Origin of the sequence: Micromonospora sp. II (assembly GCF_001709195.1) — a bacterium.
In the GTDB taxonomy this organism is placed as follows: Bacteria; Actinomycetota; Actinomycetes; order Mycobacteriales; family Micromonosporaceae; genus Micromonospora; species Micromonospora chalcea.
In genome coordinates this window covers 333,792-348,120 of sequence record NZ_LYXF01000035.1, presented here as the reverse complement: position 1 = coordinate 348,120, position 14,329 = coordinate 333,792, and the positions used below count along the sequence as shown (strand labels likewise).

The following is a 14,329-nucleotide window of genomic DNA, read 5'->3' as shown; positions in this document are numbered from 1 at the left end:
CGATGGACACACAGGTCGCCGACACGTTGCTGGGCTCGCTGATCGAGGGGCGCTACCGCATTCGCGGTCGCGTCGCCCGTGGCGGCATGGCGACCGTGTACACCGCCACCGACGAGCGCCTGGAGCGCACCGTGGCGGTCAAGATCATTCACCCGACCCAGGCGCCGCAGGCCCGGGCCCGGATGGCCGGGTTCGTCGAGCGGTTCACCGACGAGGCGAAGACGATCGCCCGGCTCACCCACCCGAACGTGGTGGCGGTCTACGACCAGGGCATCCACGCCGGCCTGCCGTACCTGGTGATGGAGTACGTGCGCGGCCGCACGCTGCGTGACGTGCTCGCCGAGCGCCGCCGGCTGAACCCGGACGAGGCGCTCGCGATCACCGAGCAGGTGCTCGCCGCGCTCGCCGCCGCGCACCGGGCCGGCCTGGTGCACCGCGACGTCAAGCCGGAGAACGTCCTGGTCGCCGAGGTGCCCGCCGGCGGCAGCCGCGACCTGGTCGACAGCGTGGTCAAGGTGGCCGACTTCGGGCTGGCCCGGGCCGTCGAGGCGAGCGCGGAGGACGAGAACGGCAACCAGCTCATGGCGACGGTGGCGTACGTGGCGCCGGAGCTGGTCACCCAGGGCCACGCCGACCCGCGCACCGACGTCTACTCGGCCGGCATCGTGCTGTTCGAGATGCTCACCGGCCGGGTGCCCTACGACGGCGACCGCCCGGTGGAGGTCGCCTGGCAGCATGTCGACCGGGACGTGCCGGCCCCGTCCACGCTGGTTCCGGCGCTGCCGCCGGCCGTCGACGCGCTCGTCGCCCGGGCCACCCGGCGCGACCCGGCCGCCCGTCCGGCCGACGCCGCGGCGCTGCTGACCGAGGTGCAGGCGGCCCGCGAGGAACTGGGCAACCCGCACACGCACACCACTGTCCTGCGTCAGCTCAGCGACGACACGGCGGTGCTGAGCCAGCCGACGCAGGTGGTGGCCGCGCTGCAGCCGATCGAGCGCCCGTCGTGGGCCCGGCTGCCCGAGGGCGCCGCCACGCAGCGCCCGCACCGCCGACGCGCCGCCGAACCGGAGGGGGTGGGCGCCCGGTTCGCCGCCCTGCGTACCCGGATCATGGGTTCGCCGCGCGGCCGGCTGGCCGTCGCCGCGGCGGTCGTGGTGCTCGGCCTGGTCGCCGCCGTCGGCGGCTGGTGGTTCGGCGTGGGCCGCTACACGGTCGCGCCGCAGATGGTGAGCCTCACCAAGGCCGAGGCGGAGGCGCAGGCCCAGCGCGGTGGTTTCACGCTGCGCTACGCCGACCCCCGGTACGACGAGAACGTCCCGAAGGACACCGTGCTCGGGCAGGCGCCGGGCTCGGCCGCCCGGATCGTCAAGGGCGGCACGATCACGCTGACCCTGTCGCTCGGTCCGGAGCGCCTGCCGGTGCCGGACGTGGTGGGCAAGGACTTCGCGCTCGCCCAGGTGGAGCTGGAGGGTCTCAACCTGGTCGCGGCCAAGGGCAGCTCCCGCTACGACGACGCGCTGCCGGCGGGTGTCGTGCTGGCCACCGACCCGAAGGTGGGCACTGAGGTCAAGCCCGGGGCCAAGGTGACGCTGATCCTCAGCAAGGGCCGCGCTCCGGTGAGCGTGCCCGACCTGGTCGGCAAGAGCCTCACCGAGGCGCGCGCCATCCTCGCGCGGCTCGGGCTCAAGCCGGTGGAGAACGTCAAGGAGTCCGACAAGCCGAAGGACGAGATCCTCGGCCAGAGCCCGGCCGACGGCACCGGTGTGGAAAAGGGCGCCCAGGTCAAGCTGGAGATCAGCAAGGGCCCGCCGCAGGTGGCCGTGCCCCGGGTGGTCGACATGCCCTGCCAGCAGGCCAAGCAGACGCTGGAGAGCCAGGGCTTCCCGGTCAACATCCAGCTCAACCCGAACGGCATCGTCCGGATCCAGAACCCGGCCGAGAACACGCCGGTGCCGCCGGGCACCACGATCACTGTGACGTGCCTGTGAGCGCGGCGAACGGGTGCCGGCCGGTGGGGTCGCACACCCCCACCTCCGGTGGCCTGGCGCGGGCGGCCCTGCCGTACGCGGATGCGGCCGAGTCCGAGGTGGTGCAGGTCTACGTCTCGAACTCGCGTGGCTGGGCGCTGCCGGCCGGTGACCCGGCGCAGGACGCGCTGTTCCGCGACGGCTGCGCCGAGCGTGGCCTGCCCGTGTTCATCCACGCGTCGCTGCTGGTCAACCTCGGCTCCCCCACCCCCGCGACGGTCACCAGGTCGGCGGAGACGCTCGCCCACGCGCTGCGGCGGGGCCGGGCGATCGGCGCCGAGGGCGTGGTGTTCCACGCCGGCAGCTCGGTGGACGCCGGGCACGCCGAGGCGGCCCTGCGGCAGGTCCGGGAGTCGCTGCTCCCGCTGCTCGACGAGACTGCGGCCACCAGCGGGCCGATGCTGCTGGTCGAGCCGAGCGCCGGGGGCGGCCGGTCACTGGCGTCCCGGGTCGAGCACCTCGGCCCCTACCTCGACGCGGTCGACCGGCACCCGATGCTGGGCGTCTGCTTCGACACCTGTCACGCCTGGGCGGCCGGGCACGACCTGGCCGCCGAGGGCGGCATGACCGCCACGCTCGACACGCTGGTCGCCACGGTGGGCGCCGACCGGCTGCGGCTGGTGCACGCGAACGACTCGAAGGACCTGTGCGGCTCCACCCGGGACCGGCACGAGAACATCGGCAAGGGCACCATCGGCGAACCGGCGTTCGCCGAGCTGATGCGCCATCCGGCGACCGCCGGCGTACCGGTGCTGGTGGAGACCCCGACGGAGAAGCACGTCGGCCACGCCGCCGACATCGCCGCCCTCAAACGCCTGCGCCCCTGACACAGCCGTTTCCTCCCGCCCTCGCCACGGCGTTGCCGGAGGGTCAGGCGCGCAGGGCGGTGTCGAGGATGGTGGCGGCGCTGTCGATCTGCTCGTCGGTGACGTCCAGGTGGGTCACCAACCGGGCGGTACGCGGGCCGAGCACCGAGATCAGCAGACCGGCTTCCCGCGCGGCCGCCGCCAGCGCGTGCGCGTCGAGAGGGTGCTTGGTCAGGTCCAGCGGCACGATGTTCGTCCGCACCACCGACGCGAGCACCCCGTGCGGGGCGACCGCCTCGGCCAGCCGGGCCGCCTTCGCGTGGTCCTCGGCGAGCCGCTCGACGTGGTGCGCCAACGCGTACCGGCCGGCGGCGGCAAGAATGCCGACCTGCCGCATGCCACCGCCCATCCGCTTGCGCAGGACCCGCGCGCGGGCGATCTTCTCCGCGCTGCCCACCACCAGCGAGCCGACCGGCGCGCCGAGGCCCTTGGAGAGGCACACCGAGAGCGTGTCGAACAGCTCCCCGTACCCGGCCAGCGGCACCCTGTCCGCGACGTGCGCGTGCCAGATCCGGGCGCCGTCGCAGTGCAGCGCCACCCCGTGCTCGTCGGCGACCTCGCGCATGCGTCGCAGCGTCGGCAGCGGGATCACCCCGCCGCCGCCCCGGTTGTGGGTCTGCTCCACGGCGATCGCGCGGGTGGGCACCGCGAAGTAGCCGTCCGGCCGGATCATCCCGGCGACCATGTCCGGGTCCAGCTCCGCTCCCACCGCCGGCCAGGTCCGCGAGGAGATCCCACCGTACGCGGCGGCGGCCCCCACCTCGTACGTGACCACGTGCGCGTCGGCGTCGCAGAGCAACTCGTCGCCGGGCGGCACGTGCAACTGGAGCGCGATCTGGTTGGCCATCGATCCGCTCGGGGCGAACAGCGCCGCCTCGTGGCCGAACAGCGCGGCCACCTCCGCCTCCAGGGCGGTGACTGTCGGGTCCTCGCCGTAGACGTCGTCGCCCACCTCGGCGGCGGCCATCGCCTCCCGCATCCCCGGCGTCGGCCGGGTCACGGTGTCCGTCCGCAGATCGATCAGTTCAGCCACTGTCATCCCTTCGGCTGCCGACTGCGGGGCTCGCAAGCTCACTCCTCGCGTCAGCCACGGAGCATCTCCGCCACCAGGAACGCCAACTCCAGCGACTGCTGGGTGTTGAGCCGGGGGTCGCAGGCGGTCTCGTACCGGTCGGGCAGGTCGAGGTCCTCGATGCCCTGGGCGCCGCCGAGGCACTCGGTGACGTCCTCGCCGGTCAGCTCGACGTGCAGGCCGCCCGGGTGGGTGTCGAGGCCGCGGTGCACCTCGAAGTAGCCGAGCACCTCGTCCACGATCCGGTCGAAGTGCCGGGTCTTGTAGCCGTTCGAGGACTCGTGCGTGTTGCCGTGCATCGGGTCGCACTGCCAGACGACCTTCGCGCCGGCGGCGGTGACCTTCGCCACGATCGGCGGCAGCGCGTCGCGTACCCGGTGGTTGCCCATCCGGCTGATCAGCGTGAGCCGGCCGGGGATGTTGTCCGGGTTGAGCTTCTCGCAGAGCTCGATCGCCTCGTCCGGCGTGGTGGTGGGGCCGAGCTTGACGCCGATCGGGTTGGCGATGCGGGAGATGAAGTCGATGTGCGCGCCGTCGATCTGCCGGGTCCGCTCGCCGATCCAGAGGAAGTGCCCGGACAGGCCGTACGCCTTGTGGTCGGAGATCCGGGTCAGCGCCCGGTCGTACTCCAGCGCCAGCGCCTCGTGCGAGCAGTAGAGCGTGACGGTGCGCAGCGCCTCGTCGTCGGTCATCCCGCAGGCCCGGATGAGGGCCAGTGCCCGGTCGATCTCGCGGGCGATCGCGTCGTAGCGCTCCCCGGCCGGGGACTGCCGGACGAAGTCCTTGTTCCAGTCGTGCACGGCGTGCAGGTCGGCCAGGCCGCCGGCCAGGTACGCCCGGAGCATGTTCATCGCGGCGGCCGAGTTGGCGTACGCCCGGATCATGCGCTGCGGGTCGGCGACCCGCGCCTCCGGCGTGGCCTCCAGCGAGTTGATCATGTCGCCGCGGTAGGCGGGCAGCCCCCGGGCGTCGGTCGGCAGGGACCGGGGCTTGGTGTACTGGCCGGCCACCCGGGCCACCTTGACCACCGGCAGTGACGCGCCGTACGTGAGCACGATGGCCATCTGGAGCAGCGTGCGGGCGTTGGCGAGCAGGTGGCTCTCGGTGTTGTCGGCGAACGTCTCGGCGCAGTCACCGCCCTGGAGCAGGAACGCCTTGCCCTCGCAGACCAGGGCCAGCCGCTGCCGCAGCTGGTCGACCTCGTAGGGCGCGACCACCGAGGGAACCGTGTCCAGCACCCGGCAGACCTCGGCGACCTGGGCCGGGTCGTCCCACGGCGGGGTCTGCGCGCGCGGCAGCTCCCGCCATCGGTCGAGGCCGAGGGCCGCGTCCTCGGCGGAGTCGGCGGTCGGGCGGCTGGTCTGCAGGCCAGGGCTGCCCACGGCGGGGTGACTCAGCTGATGCCACTCATGGCGCATGGAGGAAAGCGTACGGCGACCGTCGCGATCACTCGCCGCCGAGGGGCATGGTTCCGGTCACTGGGAGGAGACCGGCGAGGGCCGCGCCGCCGGCGGCGGCTCGGACGGGTCGGCCGTGCGGTCGCCGGGAACCTCGCCGGAGATGCACCAGTCCGCCCCGTTACGGGTCACCGTGAACAGCAGGGACCGGGTGGCCTTGCGAGATCCGGCGGCCACCGTGACGGAGGCGCTGACCTCCTGCCCGTTCGGGCCGGAGCGGACGTCGGTGATCGTCGCGTCGGGCACCGTGAAGTGGTCGGCGAAGTCGCCGTTCGGGCCGGTGGCGGCGGCGTCGAAGGCGGCGTGCATGGGCGCGCAGAGCTGGCTGCGGCCGGCGTCGGCGTCGCGGGCGGTGAGCGCGTCGAGGTACGCCTGCACGCGCTCCCGGCTCTTGGCCGCCGCCTCCTCGGCGGGCGCCCGGCCGCTGGGCGCGGTGGCGGCGCCGTCTGGGCCGGAGCCGCAGGCGGCCAGCGCCGGCGTGAGCGCGAAGGCGAGGGCGAGCGCGGCGAACCGGCCGCGGTGGCTGCGATCCATCGGTCCTCCCGTCGCGTGGACTCGTCGAGCGGCGAGTGTGCCACACCCGGCCCGCGCGGCCGGGTGACTCCCCATCCTGACCCGGATCGGCGCGCGCGGCCAGGGCGGCACGCGGGCGGGGAGGGGCCGGTACGGCCCCTCCCCGCCGGGTGGGTGGTGCGTCGGCCCTCGGCTCAGCCGAGACCGCCCTTGATGGCGCCGATCAGCTCACCGTTGCTGGTGTCACCGGAGAGCTCCCAGAAGAACGCGCCACCGAGGCCCTGGCTGTTGGCGTAGCTCATCTTCCCGCCGATGGTCGCCGGGGTGTCGTAGCTCCACCAGTTGCTGCCGCACTTGGCGTACGCGGTGCCGCCGACCGTGCCGGTGGCCGGGCAGCTGTTCTTGAGCACCTTGTAGTCCTCGATGCCGGCCTCGTAGGTGCCGGGGGCCGCGCCGGTGGCGCTGCCGCCGGGCGCGGCCTGGGTCACGCCGGTCCAGCCGCGTCCGTAGAAGCCGACGCCGAGCAGCAGCTTGCTGGACGGTACGCCCTTGGACTTCAGCTTCTGGATCGCCGCGTCGGACCAGAAGCCCTGCTGCGGGATGCCCGAGTACGAGTAGAGCGGCGAGTGCGGCGCGGTCGGCCCCTGGGCGTTGAAGGCGCCGAAGTAGTCGTACGTCATCGGCATCAGCCAGTTGAGGTTCGTCGCGGCGCCCGCGTAGTCGGTCGCGTCGATCTTGCCGCCGTTGCTGCCGTCGGCGGTGATCGCCGCGGTGACCAGGAAGCTGGAGCCGAACTTGCTCCGCAGCGCCGAGACCACGTTCTTGAAGGCGTTCGGGCCGCTGCTGTCGCACTGGAGGCCGCAGGCGTTCGGGTACTCCCAGTCGACGTCGATGCCGTCGAAGACGTCCGCCCAGCGCGGGTCCTTGACCAGGGAGTAGCAGGAGTCGGCGAACGCGGCCGGGTTCTGCGCGGCCTGGGTGAAGCCGCCGGACCAGGTCCAGCCACCGAAGGACCAGAGGACCTTCAGGTTCGGGTACATCTTCTTCAGCTTGCGCAGCTGGTTGAAGCTGCCGCGCAGCGGCTGGTCCCAGGTGTCGGCCACGCCGTCGACGCTGTCCGCGGCGGTGTACGCCTTCTCGTAGTCGGCGTAGCTGTCCCCGATGCTGCACCGGCCACCGGTGGTGTTGCCGAAGGCGTACAGGATGTGGGTGAGCTTCGCGGCCGAGCCGCTGGTGTGGATGTTCTTGACGTGGTAGTTGCGGGCGTAGACGCCCCACTCGGCGAAGTAGCCGACGACCTTCTTGCCGCCGGGCGGCGGCGTGGTGGGCGGCTGCGTGGTCGGCGGGGCGGTCGTCGGCGGCGCCGTGGTGGGCGGCGCGGTGGTCGGCGGCGCCGTGGTCGGCGCGGTGGTCGTCGGCGTGCCGCCGCCGGTGCAGGTGCCGCCGTTGATCGTGCAGCTCACCGGCGCCTTGTAGCCGCCGGTGCCGTTGTAGCCCCAGCTGAAGCTGGCGCCCGGGGCGAGCGTCGCGGCCCAGCTCTTGTTGACCGCCACGTAGCGGTCACCGCTGCGGGTGATGTCGGCGTCCCAGGAGCTGCTGATCGAGGTGCCGGAGGGCAGCGTGAACTCGATGCGCCAGCCGTTGACGGTGGAGCTGGTGCCGTTGGTGACGGTCACCCGCCCTTCGTGGCCGGTCCCCCAGTCCTGCACCTTGGCGAAGGTGGCGGTGACGCTGCCGGCGGCCGACGCGGTGGTCATGGGCACCGCGGCGACCGCGAGCGCGACCACGGCGCCGGTGGCCCACAGGGCCCGGCGGAGCGATCTCTTCATACGGCGTCCCTCCAATAGTTAGGAAAGTTTCCAAATTGATTGCTGAGACGCTACTCACGCCGTCACCACTTCGTCAAGATGTAGATGCGTCGATTTCACGGGTGGCGCGGTACGGTCCGCGTGACGGCCCGTAGCCTCGTCACATGACCGTTTTCGACGTCCAGATCGACGCCCTCACCGGCGGACCGGCCGACCTCGGCCGCTACCGTGGCCGCGCCCTGCTCGTGGTCAACGTGGCCTCCCGCTGCGGCCTCACCCCGCAGTACGCGGGCCTTCAGGAACTCGCCGACACGTACGCCGGGCGCGGGCTCACGGTGCTCGGGGTGCCGTGCAACCAGTTCGCCGGCCAGGAGCCGGGCAGCGCCGCCGAAATCGAGGAGTTCTGCCAGGTCAACTACGGCGTGACGTTCCCGCTGACGGAGAAGGTCGACGTCAACGGGCCGGACCGGCACCCGCTCTACGCCGAACTGGTGTCCACGCCGGACGCCGAGGGGCACACCGGCGACGTGCGCTGGAACTTCGAGAAGTTCCTCGTCGCCCCGGACGGGACAGTGGCCGCCCGGTTCGCCCCGCAGGTCACGCCGGACTCGCCCGAGCTGCGCGCGGCGATCGAGAAGGTCCTGCCGGCCTGACGGTCACACCGCCGCCGGGCACGGCGAAGCGGCACGCCCCCGCGGGGAGGCGTGCCGCTGCCGCGGACCGGGTCAGCCGGCGGCGGACCGGAAGACCGGGTAGTAGCCGCCGGACTGCCCGGCCGCCGTCGGGTGGTACGACTTGCTCAGGCTCAGCACGTTGAGCGCGTGCAGCCACTTGGTCCCGCCGCTGCACAGCTGATGGCCGACGAAGATGGAGCGGACGTCGGCGAATTTGAAGCCGGCCGAGACGGCGGCCGTACGGGTGATGTCGTCGAGCAGGTTGATGCCCTCGTTGATCTTCGCCCGGGACGTGGCGCTGAGACCGACGCAAGTCGTGCCGAGCTGGTAGAAGACCGGGTAGCCGACCACCACGACGCGGGCCGAGGGCGAGCGGCTCTTGATGCCGTTGTAGACGTTGGCGAGGCGGCCCGGCATCGAGGTGCGGGCCACGTTCATGGCGGACTGCACGGCCGCCACGCACTGGGTCTCCCCCTGGAGCACACAGGTGCTCATGATGTTGGCGAAGCCCACGTCGTTGCCGCCCACGGTGACGCTGACCAGCGTGGTGGTCGAGGAGAGCGCGGAGAGCTGGCTGTTGATGACGTCGGCCGTGGTGGCGCCGGAGCAGGCCACCGATCGGTACGACGCCGGCTTGATGTTGGCGTTGTAGAGCGCCGGGTAGGCGTTCGTGCTGCGTAGACAGTTACCGCTCTCGGACGTGTAGCTGTCGGCGCCGACGCCGGAGGCGTACGAGTCGCCGAGCGCGACGTAGCGGTCGGACGGGGCCGCCTGGGCGGGGGCGGCCAGAGACAGAGTGACCCCGACCGAGGCGGCCAGGGTCAGGGCGAGGGTGGCAAGACGGGATCTCCGCACGTCGCACTCCTGGGGGCGTGAAGTGGTGGTGAGAGATAGATATCAATAAGATCACAGCGCATGGAAGATCACCGATTTGCGGTTCAGCGCGCATAGCGACTTACGCCTACAAATCGTTGCCGGCCTCGCGGAGCAGGATGAAGGATTGTTCCGCCGGGAACGTCAGGCGCATCGCCGGGTCGGCGGTCTCCCGGAAACCCAGGGCACGGTAGAGCGGCCGGCCGGCCGCCGAGGCCCGCAGGTCGACCCGGCGCACGCCCCGGTCCCGGAACCAGGCCAGCAGTGCGCTGCGGCCAGTCACGGGTCCGGCTCGGCCAGCCAGGCGCGCAGATTGTCCCGGGCCACGTCCTGCCAGCGGCCCGGCGGCGTCGGCGCGCCGCTCATTCCGGCGAGCATCAGCCCGCGCAGCCGCACCAGCTCGTCGGCGTCGGACGGCACCGCCTGGCGCGCGTCACCCACAGGCCGGCTCAGACCGGACGGCGGCCGGCGAATCCGCACTCGACCCGGTGGTACCACCGGATGTCGGTGTCCCCCTCCAGCCAGCACCACAGCACCGCCCGGCCGTCGCGCTCACCGGGGAAGTCGAGCAGCACCGGGGCGATCCCCTTGACCGCGATGTCGTGCTGGTGGAACTCGTCCACCACCACGTGCAGCCGCGCCTCCAGGGCCTTCACCTCGGCGAGCCCGCCGAGCGCGCTGACGCCGTGGTCGGCCAGATCGACACGCAGCTCGGCCAGGTCGGCCCGCAGCCGGATCAGCTCGTCGACGCGCGGCCGCAGCGTGGCCACCAGGTGTCGCGCCTGGGCGAGAGTGAACACCGGGCCAGTATGCGGCACGACCGGTGTCGTCCGGGTCACCGCTCACCCGCACGTCGACCGTCGGGGCCGGGACGGGACGGTGCGCCTGGAATGGCCGCGGGAGACCAGACGACACCGGCAGCCTCTCGCACCTCGGCCTGCCAGGCGCGCAGGGCCCGCTTGATGCGGTCGTTCTCGTCCCGGGCGTCATCGAGCAGCCGGCTCCGCTCCCCCAGTTCGTAGACGAGCCGGTGCAACAGCGCGTCGACGTCGTCGGTCCGGTAACCGCGCCGCCCCAGTGACGTGCGGGGCAGCTCGACGGCGCTGAGCCGGTCCGCGGTGAGCGGGCCGGCCAGCGCGTTGCGGCTGTGATAGACGCCCATCAGACGCCGAACCCGTCGGGCAGGTGGATCCGCTCGGCCGGCACCCCACCGGCGAGCAAGCGCAGCCGCGACCCGGCCACCATCAACGGTGGCCCGCACAGGTAGACCTCCTGGCCGGGTCGCCAGTGGTCGAGCGCGACGGTGAGCGCATCACCCTGCTCTCCCGCCTCCGCCACCGGATCGTGCGAGAACGCGGGCACGACGGTCAGCCAGTCGTTGCTGCTCTGAAGCTTGTCGAGGCTGATCGGGTCGTAGAGGTCGGCGAGGGTACGGGCGCCGACCACCATTGTGACCCGGCGACCGGCCGGCGCGGCGGCGACCTGCTCGACCAGGGCGCGCAGCGGCGCCAGCCCGGTCCCCCCGGCGACGAGCAGCAGGCCCGCCTTCGACGCCGGGTCGAGGGTCAGGCCGGTCGACCGGGGCGGGCCGAGCCAGATCCGGTCACCGGGGCGTACCCGGTGCACGAGCGTGCGGGAGACGGCGGCGACGGCACGGACGTGGAGTTCGATGGTGCCGTCGGCGCGCGGAGCGTTGGCCGGCGAGTACCAGCGCCACCAGCCGGGCCGGCGCTCGGCGCAGACGGGCAGCGCCTGGCCGGGCCGGAACGTCAGGCGGCGCCAGGGGCGCACGGTCACCACGGCGATGCCGTCGGCGGCCCGGTCGTGGTCGACGACCTGCGCCGGCCACCAGGGCGGGCCGTCGTCGGCCTGCTCGACCGCACGGCTCACCGCCGCCGTGGCCCGCCGGGCGGCCCCTGCCCAGGCCGCCACCAGTTCCGGTGTCAACCTCGCCTGCCGGGACACCGTCGCGACGAGCGCGGCCTCGACGGTGAGCTGGTGCGGCAGCAGCCGGTAGCGGCGACAGGCCCGGCCGAGCACGGTCAACAACGCCGCCCGACCGGCCGGGTCGTCGCCACCGCTGACCAGCCGTCCGAATGCGGCGAGGAACACCGCCGCCTCCCGCTCCGGCAGCGTCCCGGGGCAGCGCTCCTCGACCGCGCACCAGAAGTGGTCGGCTGCCTCGCGGGCGTACCGCATGGTGACGGACCACGACGCGGCGAGGGCGGCGGTCACCAGCCGGCCTCGTCCGAGAAGGCCCGCCGGGCCGCTGTCACCGAGCCTGCCGGCACGTCGAGCGCCCAGAGCACCCCGGCCAGGTAGTCGACCACGCGGCGGTGCTGCGCCTCGGTCAGGCCCAGGCCGCGCCATGCCTCGGCCGTCGGCCGGGCGATGTCGCCCGCCGGTCCGCCGAGCGCCACCGTGAGGGTGAGCGCCAGGTGTCCGGCGAGCCGGGCCCGATCAACCCCGACGAGGTACGGCGCCAGCTCCGCGTCCGCCGCCACCAGCCGCAGCCACCGGGCCACCGCCTCACGCACCGCCGCCGACCCGGGCCAGCTCTCCGTCGGGTACGCCCCGAGCCCGGTCACGCCCACGGCCAGGCGCCCGGGTCGCCGGCGGCGACCAACTCGTCCACGCGCTCCTCGGTGAGCCCGGCCGCCTGCAATGTGCTGCGGCCCCAGCGGGCCAGCCGGCACGGATGCGGGACCCGCTCACTGCGGCACAGTGGACCCGCCGGCCACCGCTCCGGCACATGCACCGCCACCGCGCGTACGGCCAACGCCACGTCCTCGTCGCTGACCGGGGTGAACACCGGGAAGTCGTCCAGCACCGCCGCCATGAAGAGCCCTTCCGTCGAGAGTCGGAGCGGCACCGGGGCGGGCGGGGACGGCGGACGCGCTCGGGTGACGCCCCGCCGGAGCCCAGCACCCGCCCCGGGCCATGCGTCCACCCTCGCCAGCTTGCGGCTCATCGGGTACGACTACGCTCTGCACTTGCGCTGTACCAGCTCTGAAGTCGAGTCGCTAAGCTGCTGGCAGCCGGTCTCGACGCACTCGGAGGCGAGCCGATGACGACCGTGCAGAAGTGGACCGGCCGGGAGACCCGGATGCTGCGGCACGCGCTGCGGATGAGCATCCGCGACTTCGCCGAACACCTCGGCGTCAGCGAGCGCACCGTCTCGAAGTGGGAGGCCGGCCGGGAGGCGGTGCAACCTCGACCGGAGATCCAGGCCGCGCTCGACACCGCGCTCGCGCGGGCGGGGAACGAGGTTCATCGGCGATTCCGGTCAGGCTTGGGATTGGCAGATGCCGCCGAGCTGCGGCAAGGTGCTGCCGATATCCAGGCGGAAGGGAACGGTGGCACCTCAATAGCGGACGTCACGGCGGTTTTCCGCAATCGGGCAGAGCTCTCTGCGCACCTGCCTGCGGATCGCATCCTGGACGGCGCCCGAAAGGTTCGAGCGATGGGACTCTCCCTGAACCTGCTGTGCCAGCACTACCCCGATCACCGCTGGCGTCAGCTCATCGAAGGCGGCGCACAGGTCCGATGCCTGTTCCTGGATCCTGACGGCTCGGCGATCCAAGCCAGGGAACGTGAGGAGAGCTTCCCGGCCGGCCAGCTCGCGGCACTGACGAAGCTCAACATCGAGACGATGTTGCGGGTGCGTGACCGCCTGTCGGGCGACCTGTACGGCAACGTGCAGCTCGCCCTCTACGACGAGACGCTTCGGTTCAACGTGCTCCTCATCGACGACCTCTGCCTTGCCCAGGCATACCTGCCCGCGAGCCGAGGGGTCGACTCTCCGACCTTCGTGATGCGACGCCGAGAACCCACGACGGGGTTGTATCCGGTGTATGAGCAGATTTTCGACTCTCAGTGGGAGCGGAGCCGGCAACTGTGACCTCGTACCGTGAGCTGCTGCCGGTCGCCCTCGATGCTGTTGGTCGGGCAGCCACCTTCATGCGCCGCCAGGCACCGGTCACCTCTACCAGTAAAGGCGACCGCGATCTCGTCTCGGATGTCGACTACGCGATTGAGCGAGACCTTCGATCGTTCCTGCGCGATGCGACACCCGGCATCGCCTTCCTCGGGGAGGAGGAGGGAGTCAGCGGCACCGGGGATTTGCAGTGGACGCTTGATCCGGTCGACGGAACGATCAATTTCGTGCGCGGTATCCCCTTGTGCGGCATCTCCCTCGGCTTACTCCACGGAACACGTCCAGCCCTCGGCGTCGTGGACCTACCCTTCCTCGGTGCTCGATACTGGGCCGCCGAAGGTTGTGGGGCATTCGCGAACGGCGATCCGGTCAAGGTGAGCGACACCACCAGCCTGGACGAAGCCGTCGTAGGGATCGGCGATTTCGCCGTCGGAGCGGATGCCGCGAACAAGAATCGGATCCGGCTGGCACTTATGGCGCGGCTTGCCGCGACGGTGCAGCGCGTGCGAATGAGTGGATCAGCCGCAGTGGATCTCGTCTGGTTGGCGGAGGGGAAGATCGACGCCGCCATCACCCTCTCCAACCACACCTGGGACATGACAGCCGGGGTGGCCATCGCCCGTGAGGCGGGAGCCGTCGTCGCCGACATCAGTGGGGCCGAGTACAGCGCCGAGTCGACGACTACCCTCGCGATCACCCCTGGGCTGGTCGGTCAGATGTTGCCGCACCTGCGGGAGAACGAGACGGCGTGAGCCGATGACGACTGTGGCAGAGGTCGCCCTGGGCGCTCGCTCTGACGTCGTCGTGAGGGGGCCACATGGACATCGATGAGGCGAAATGCGAGGTGCGTGAGACCATTTGGTCACGGTTGGAACAGGCTGCTCAGGCGCTACCCCCTGGCGCGTACGGGCGCATCCCCGACTTCGTTGGAGCCAAGCGGGCCGCAGAACGGCTTACGGCGCATGACGCTTGGCGCAGCGCTCGCGTCATCAAGTCCAACCCGGACAAGGCTCAACTTCCGGTGAGGCTGGGAAAGCCTCAGCTCCCAGAAGATCGGCTCCATTCCGGTCCTCAGGGCATCAGCCGCTGTTGATTGAGTGGC

Annotated in this window: 17 protein-coding genes; 5 read left to right on the top strand and 12 right to left on the bottom strand. The window is 72.0% G+C overall.

Annotated features, from left to right (window positions below; translation table 11 throughout):
• The first annotated feature begins 2 nt into the window (after nt 1–2).
• Nucleotides 3–1,988: a Stk1 family PASTA domain-containing Ser/Thr kinase gene (pknB, locus tag A8711_RS19540; protein WP_064445208.1), complete on the top strand. Its 1,986-nt coding sequence runs from the start codon at nt 3–5 to the stop codon at nt 1,986–1,988.
• Nucleotides 1,985–2,854 carry a deoxyribonuclease IV gene (locus tag A8711_RS19535; protein ID WP_176722844.1) on the top strand — a complete coding sequence of 290 codons (870 nt, stop codon included), beginning with the start codon at nt 1,985–1,987 and terminating at the stop codon, nt 2,852–2,854. The genes pknB and A8711_RS19535 overlap by 4 nt, the downstream gene beginning before the upstream one ends.
• Nucleotides 2,855–2,897: 43 nt before the next feature.
• Here the strand turns inward: A8711_RS19535 and A8711_RS19530 are convergent, their stop codons facing one another.
• The 4 genes from A8711_RS19530 to A8711_RS19515 all read right to left on the bottom strand — a co-directional run bounded on the left by A8711_RS19530 (nt 2,898) and on the right by A8711_RS19515 (nt 7,764).
• The gene (locus A8711_RS19530) at nt 2,898–3,917 is read right to left on the bottom strand and encodes a low specificity L-threonine aldolase (protein WP_069089131.1); all 1,020 of its coding nucleotides are present in this window, start codon (nt 3,915–3,917) and stop codon (nt 2,898–2,900) included.
• A 59-nt stretch (nt 3,918–3,976) separates the two neighbouring features.
• Nucleotides 3,977–5,383 carry a class II 3-deoxy-7-phosphoheptulonate synthase gene (locus A8711_RS19525; RefSeq protein ID WP_064445207.1) on the bottom strand — a complete coding sequence of 469 codons (1,407 nt, stop codon included), beginning with the start codon at nt 5,381–5,383 and terminating at the stop codon, nt 3,977–3,979.
• A gap of 57 nt (nt 5,384–5,440) precedes the next feature.
• Entirely contained in the window at nt 5,441–5,956 is a 516-nt protein-coding gene (locus A8711_RS19520; RefSeq protein ID WP_069089012.1) for a hypothetical protein, read from the bottom strand.
• 173 nt (nt 5,957–6,129) lie between these two features.
• A complete protein-coding gene (locus A8711_RS19515; protein WP_069089011.1) occupies nt 6,130–7,764 on the bottom strand; it encodes a glycosyl hydrolase family 18 protein in 1,635 nt (544 codons plus the stop codon).
• Between the two features lie 143 nt (nt 7,765–7,907).
• Here A8711_RS19515 and A8711_RS19510 point away from each other — a divergent pair, with 143 nt between their 5' ends.
• Nucleotides 7,908–8,396, top strand: a complete 489-nt coding sequence (locus A8711_RS19510; protein WP_064445204.1) for a glutathione peroxidase — start codon at nt 7,908–7,910, stop codon at nt 8,394–8,396.
• A gap of 72 nt (nt 8,397–8,468) precedes the next feature.
• Here A8711_RS19510 and A8711_RS19505 read toward each other — a convergent pair whose 3' ends face one another.
• The 8 genes from A8711_RS19505 to A8711_RS19475 form a co-directional block, all read right to left on the bottom strand.
• On the bottom strand, nt 8,469–9,272 hold the full coding sequence (locus tag A8711_RS19505; protein ID WP_043329427.1) for an SGNH/GDSL hydrolase family protein: 804 nt from the start codon (nt 9,270–9,272) through the stop codon (nt 8,469–8,471).
• 106 nt (nt 9,273–9,378) lie between these two features.
• Nucleotides 9,379–9,573, bottom strand: a complete 195-nt coding sequence (locus tag A8711_RS32625; RefSeq protein WP_069089010.1) for a hypothetical protein — start codon at nt 9,571–9,573, stop codon at nt 9,379–9,381.
• Nucleotides 9,570–9,731, bottom strand: coding sequence for a hypothetical protein (locus A8711_RS32620; protein ID WP_198033323.1), 162 nt, complete (start codon nt 9,729–9,731; stop codon nt 9,570–9,572). The genes A8711_RS32625 and A8711_RS32620 overlap by 4 nt, the downstream gene beginning before the upstream one ends.
• A gap of 8 nt (nt 9,732–9,739) precedes the next feature.
• Nucleotides 9,740–10,090, bottom strand: a complete 351-nt coding sequence (locus tag A8711_RS19495; protein ID WP_018785307.1) for a DUF2203 domain-containing protein — start codon at nt 10,088–10,090, stop codon at nt 9,740–9,742.
• A 35-nt stretch (nt 10,091–10,125) separates the two neighbouring features.
• Nucleotides 10,126–10,452 carry a DivIVA domain-containing protein gene (locus tag A8711_RS19490; protein ID WP_043329425.1) on the bottom strand — a complete coding sequence of 109 codons (327 nt, stop codon included), beginning with the start codon at nt 10,450–10,452 and terminating at the stop codon, nt 10,126–10,128.
• The gene (locus A8711_RS19485; protein ID WP_233607756.1) at nt 10,452–11,525 is read right to left on the bottom strand and encodes an FAD-binding oxidoreductase; all 1,074 of its coding nucleotides are present in this window, start codon (nt 11,523–11,525) and stop codon (nt 10,452–10,454) included. Before A8711_RS19485 ends, A8711_RS19490 begins: the two co-directional genes overlap by 1 nt.
• Nucleotides 11,522–11,884, bottom strand: coding sequence for a hypothetical protein (locus A8711_RS19480; protein WP_244206187.1), 363 nt, complete (start codon nt 11,882–11,884; stop codon nt 11,522–11,524). Before A8711_RS19480 ends, A8711_RS19485 begins: the two co-directional genes overlap by 4 nt.
• On the bottom strand, nt 11,875–12,129 hold the full coding sequence (locus A8711_RS19475; protein ID WP_043331086.1) for a hypothetical protein: 255 nt from the start codon (nt 12,127–12,129) through the stop codon (nt 11,875–11,877). The genes A8711_RS19480 and A8711_RS19475 overlap by 10 nt, the downstream gene beginning before the upstream one ends.
• A gap of 228 nt (nt 12,130–12,357) precedes the next feature.
• Here A8711_RS19475 and A8711_RS19470 point away from each other — a divergent pair, with 228 nt between their 5' ends.
• Nucleotides 12,358–13,191: a DUF5919 domain-containing protein gene (locus A8711_RS19470; RefSeq protein WP_051611420.1), complete on the top strand. Its 834-nt coding sequence runs from the start codon at nt 12,358–12,360 to the stop codon at nt 13,189–13,191.
• Nucleotides 13,188–13,979, top strand: coding sequence for an inositol monophosphatase family protein (locus A8711_RS19465; protein WP_069089009.1), 792 nt, complete (start codon nt 13,188–13,190; stop codon nt 13,977–13,979). Before A8711_RS19470 ends, A8711_RS19465 begins: the two co-directional genes overlap by 4 nt.
• The last annotated feature ends 350 nt before the right edge of the window (nt 13,980–14,329 follow it).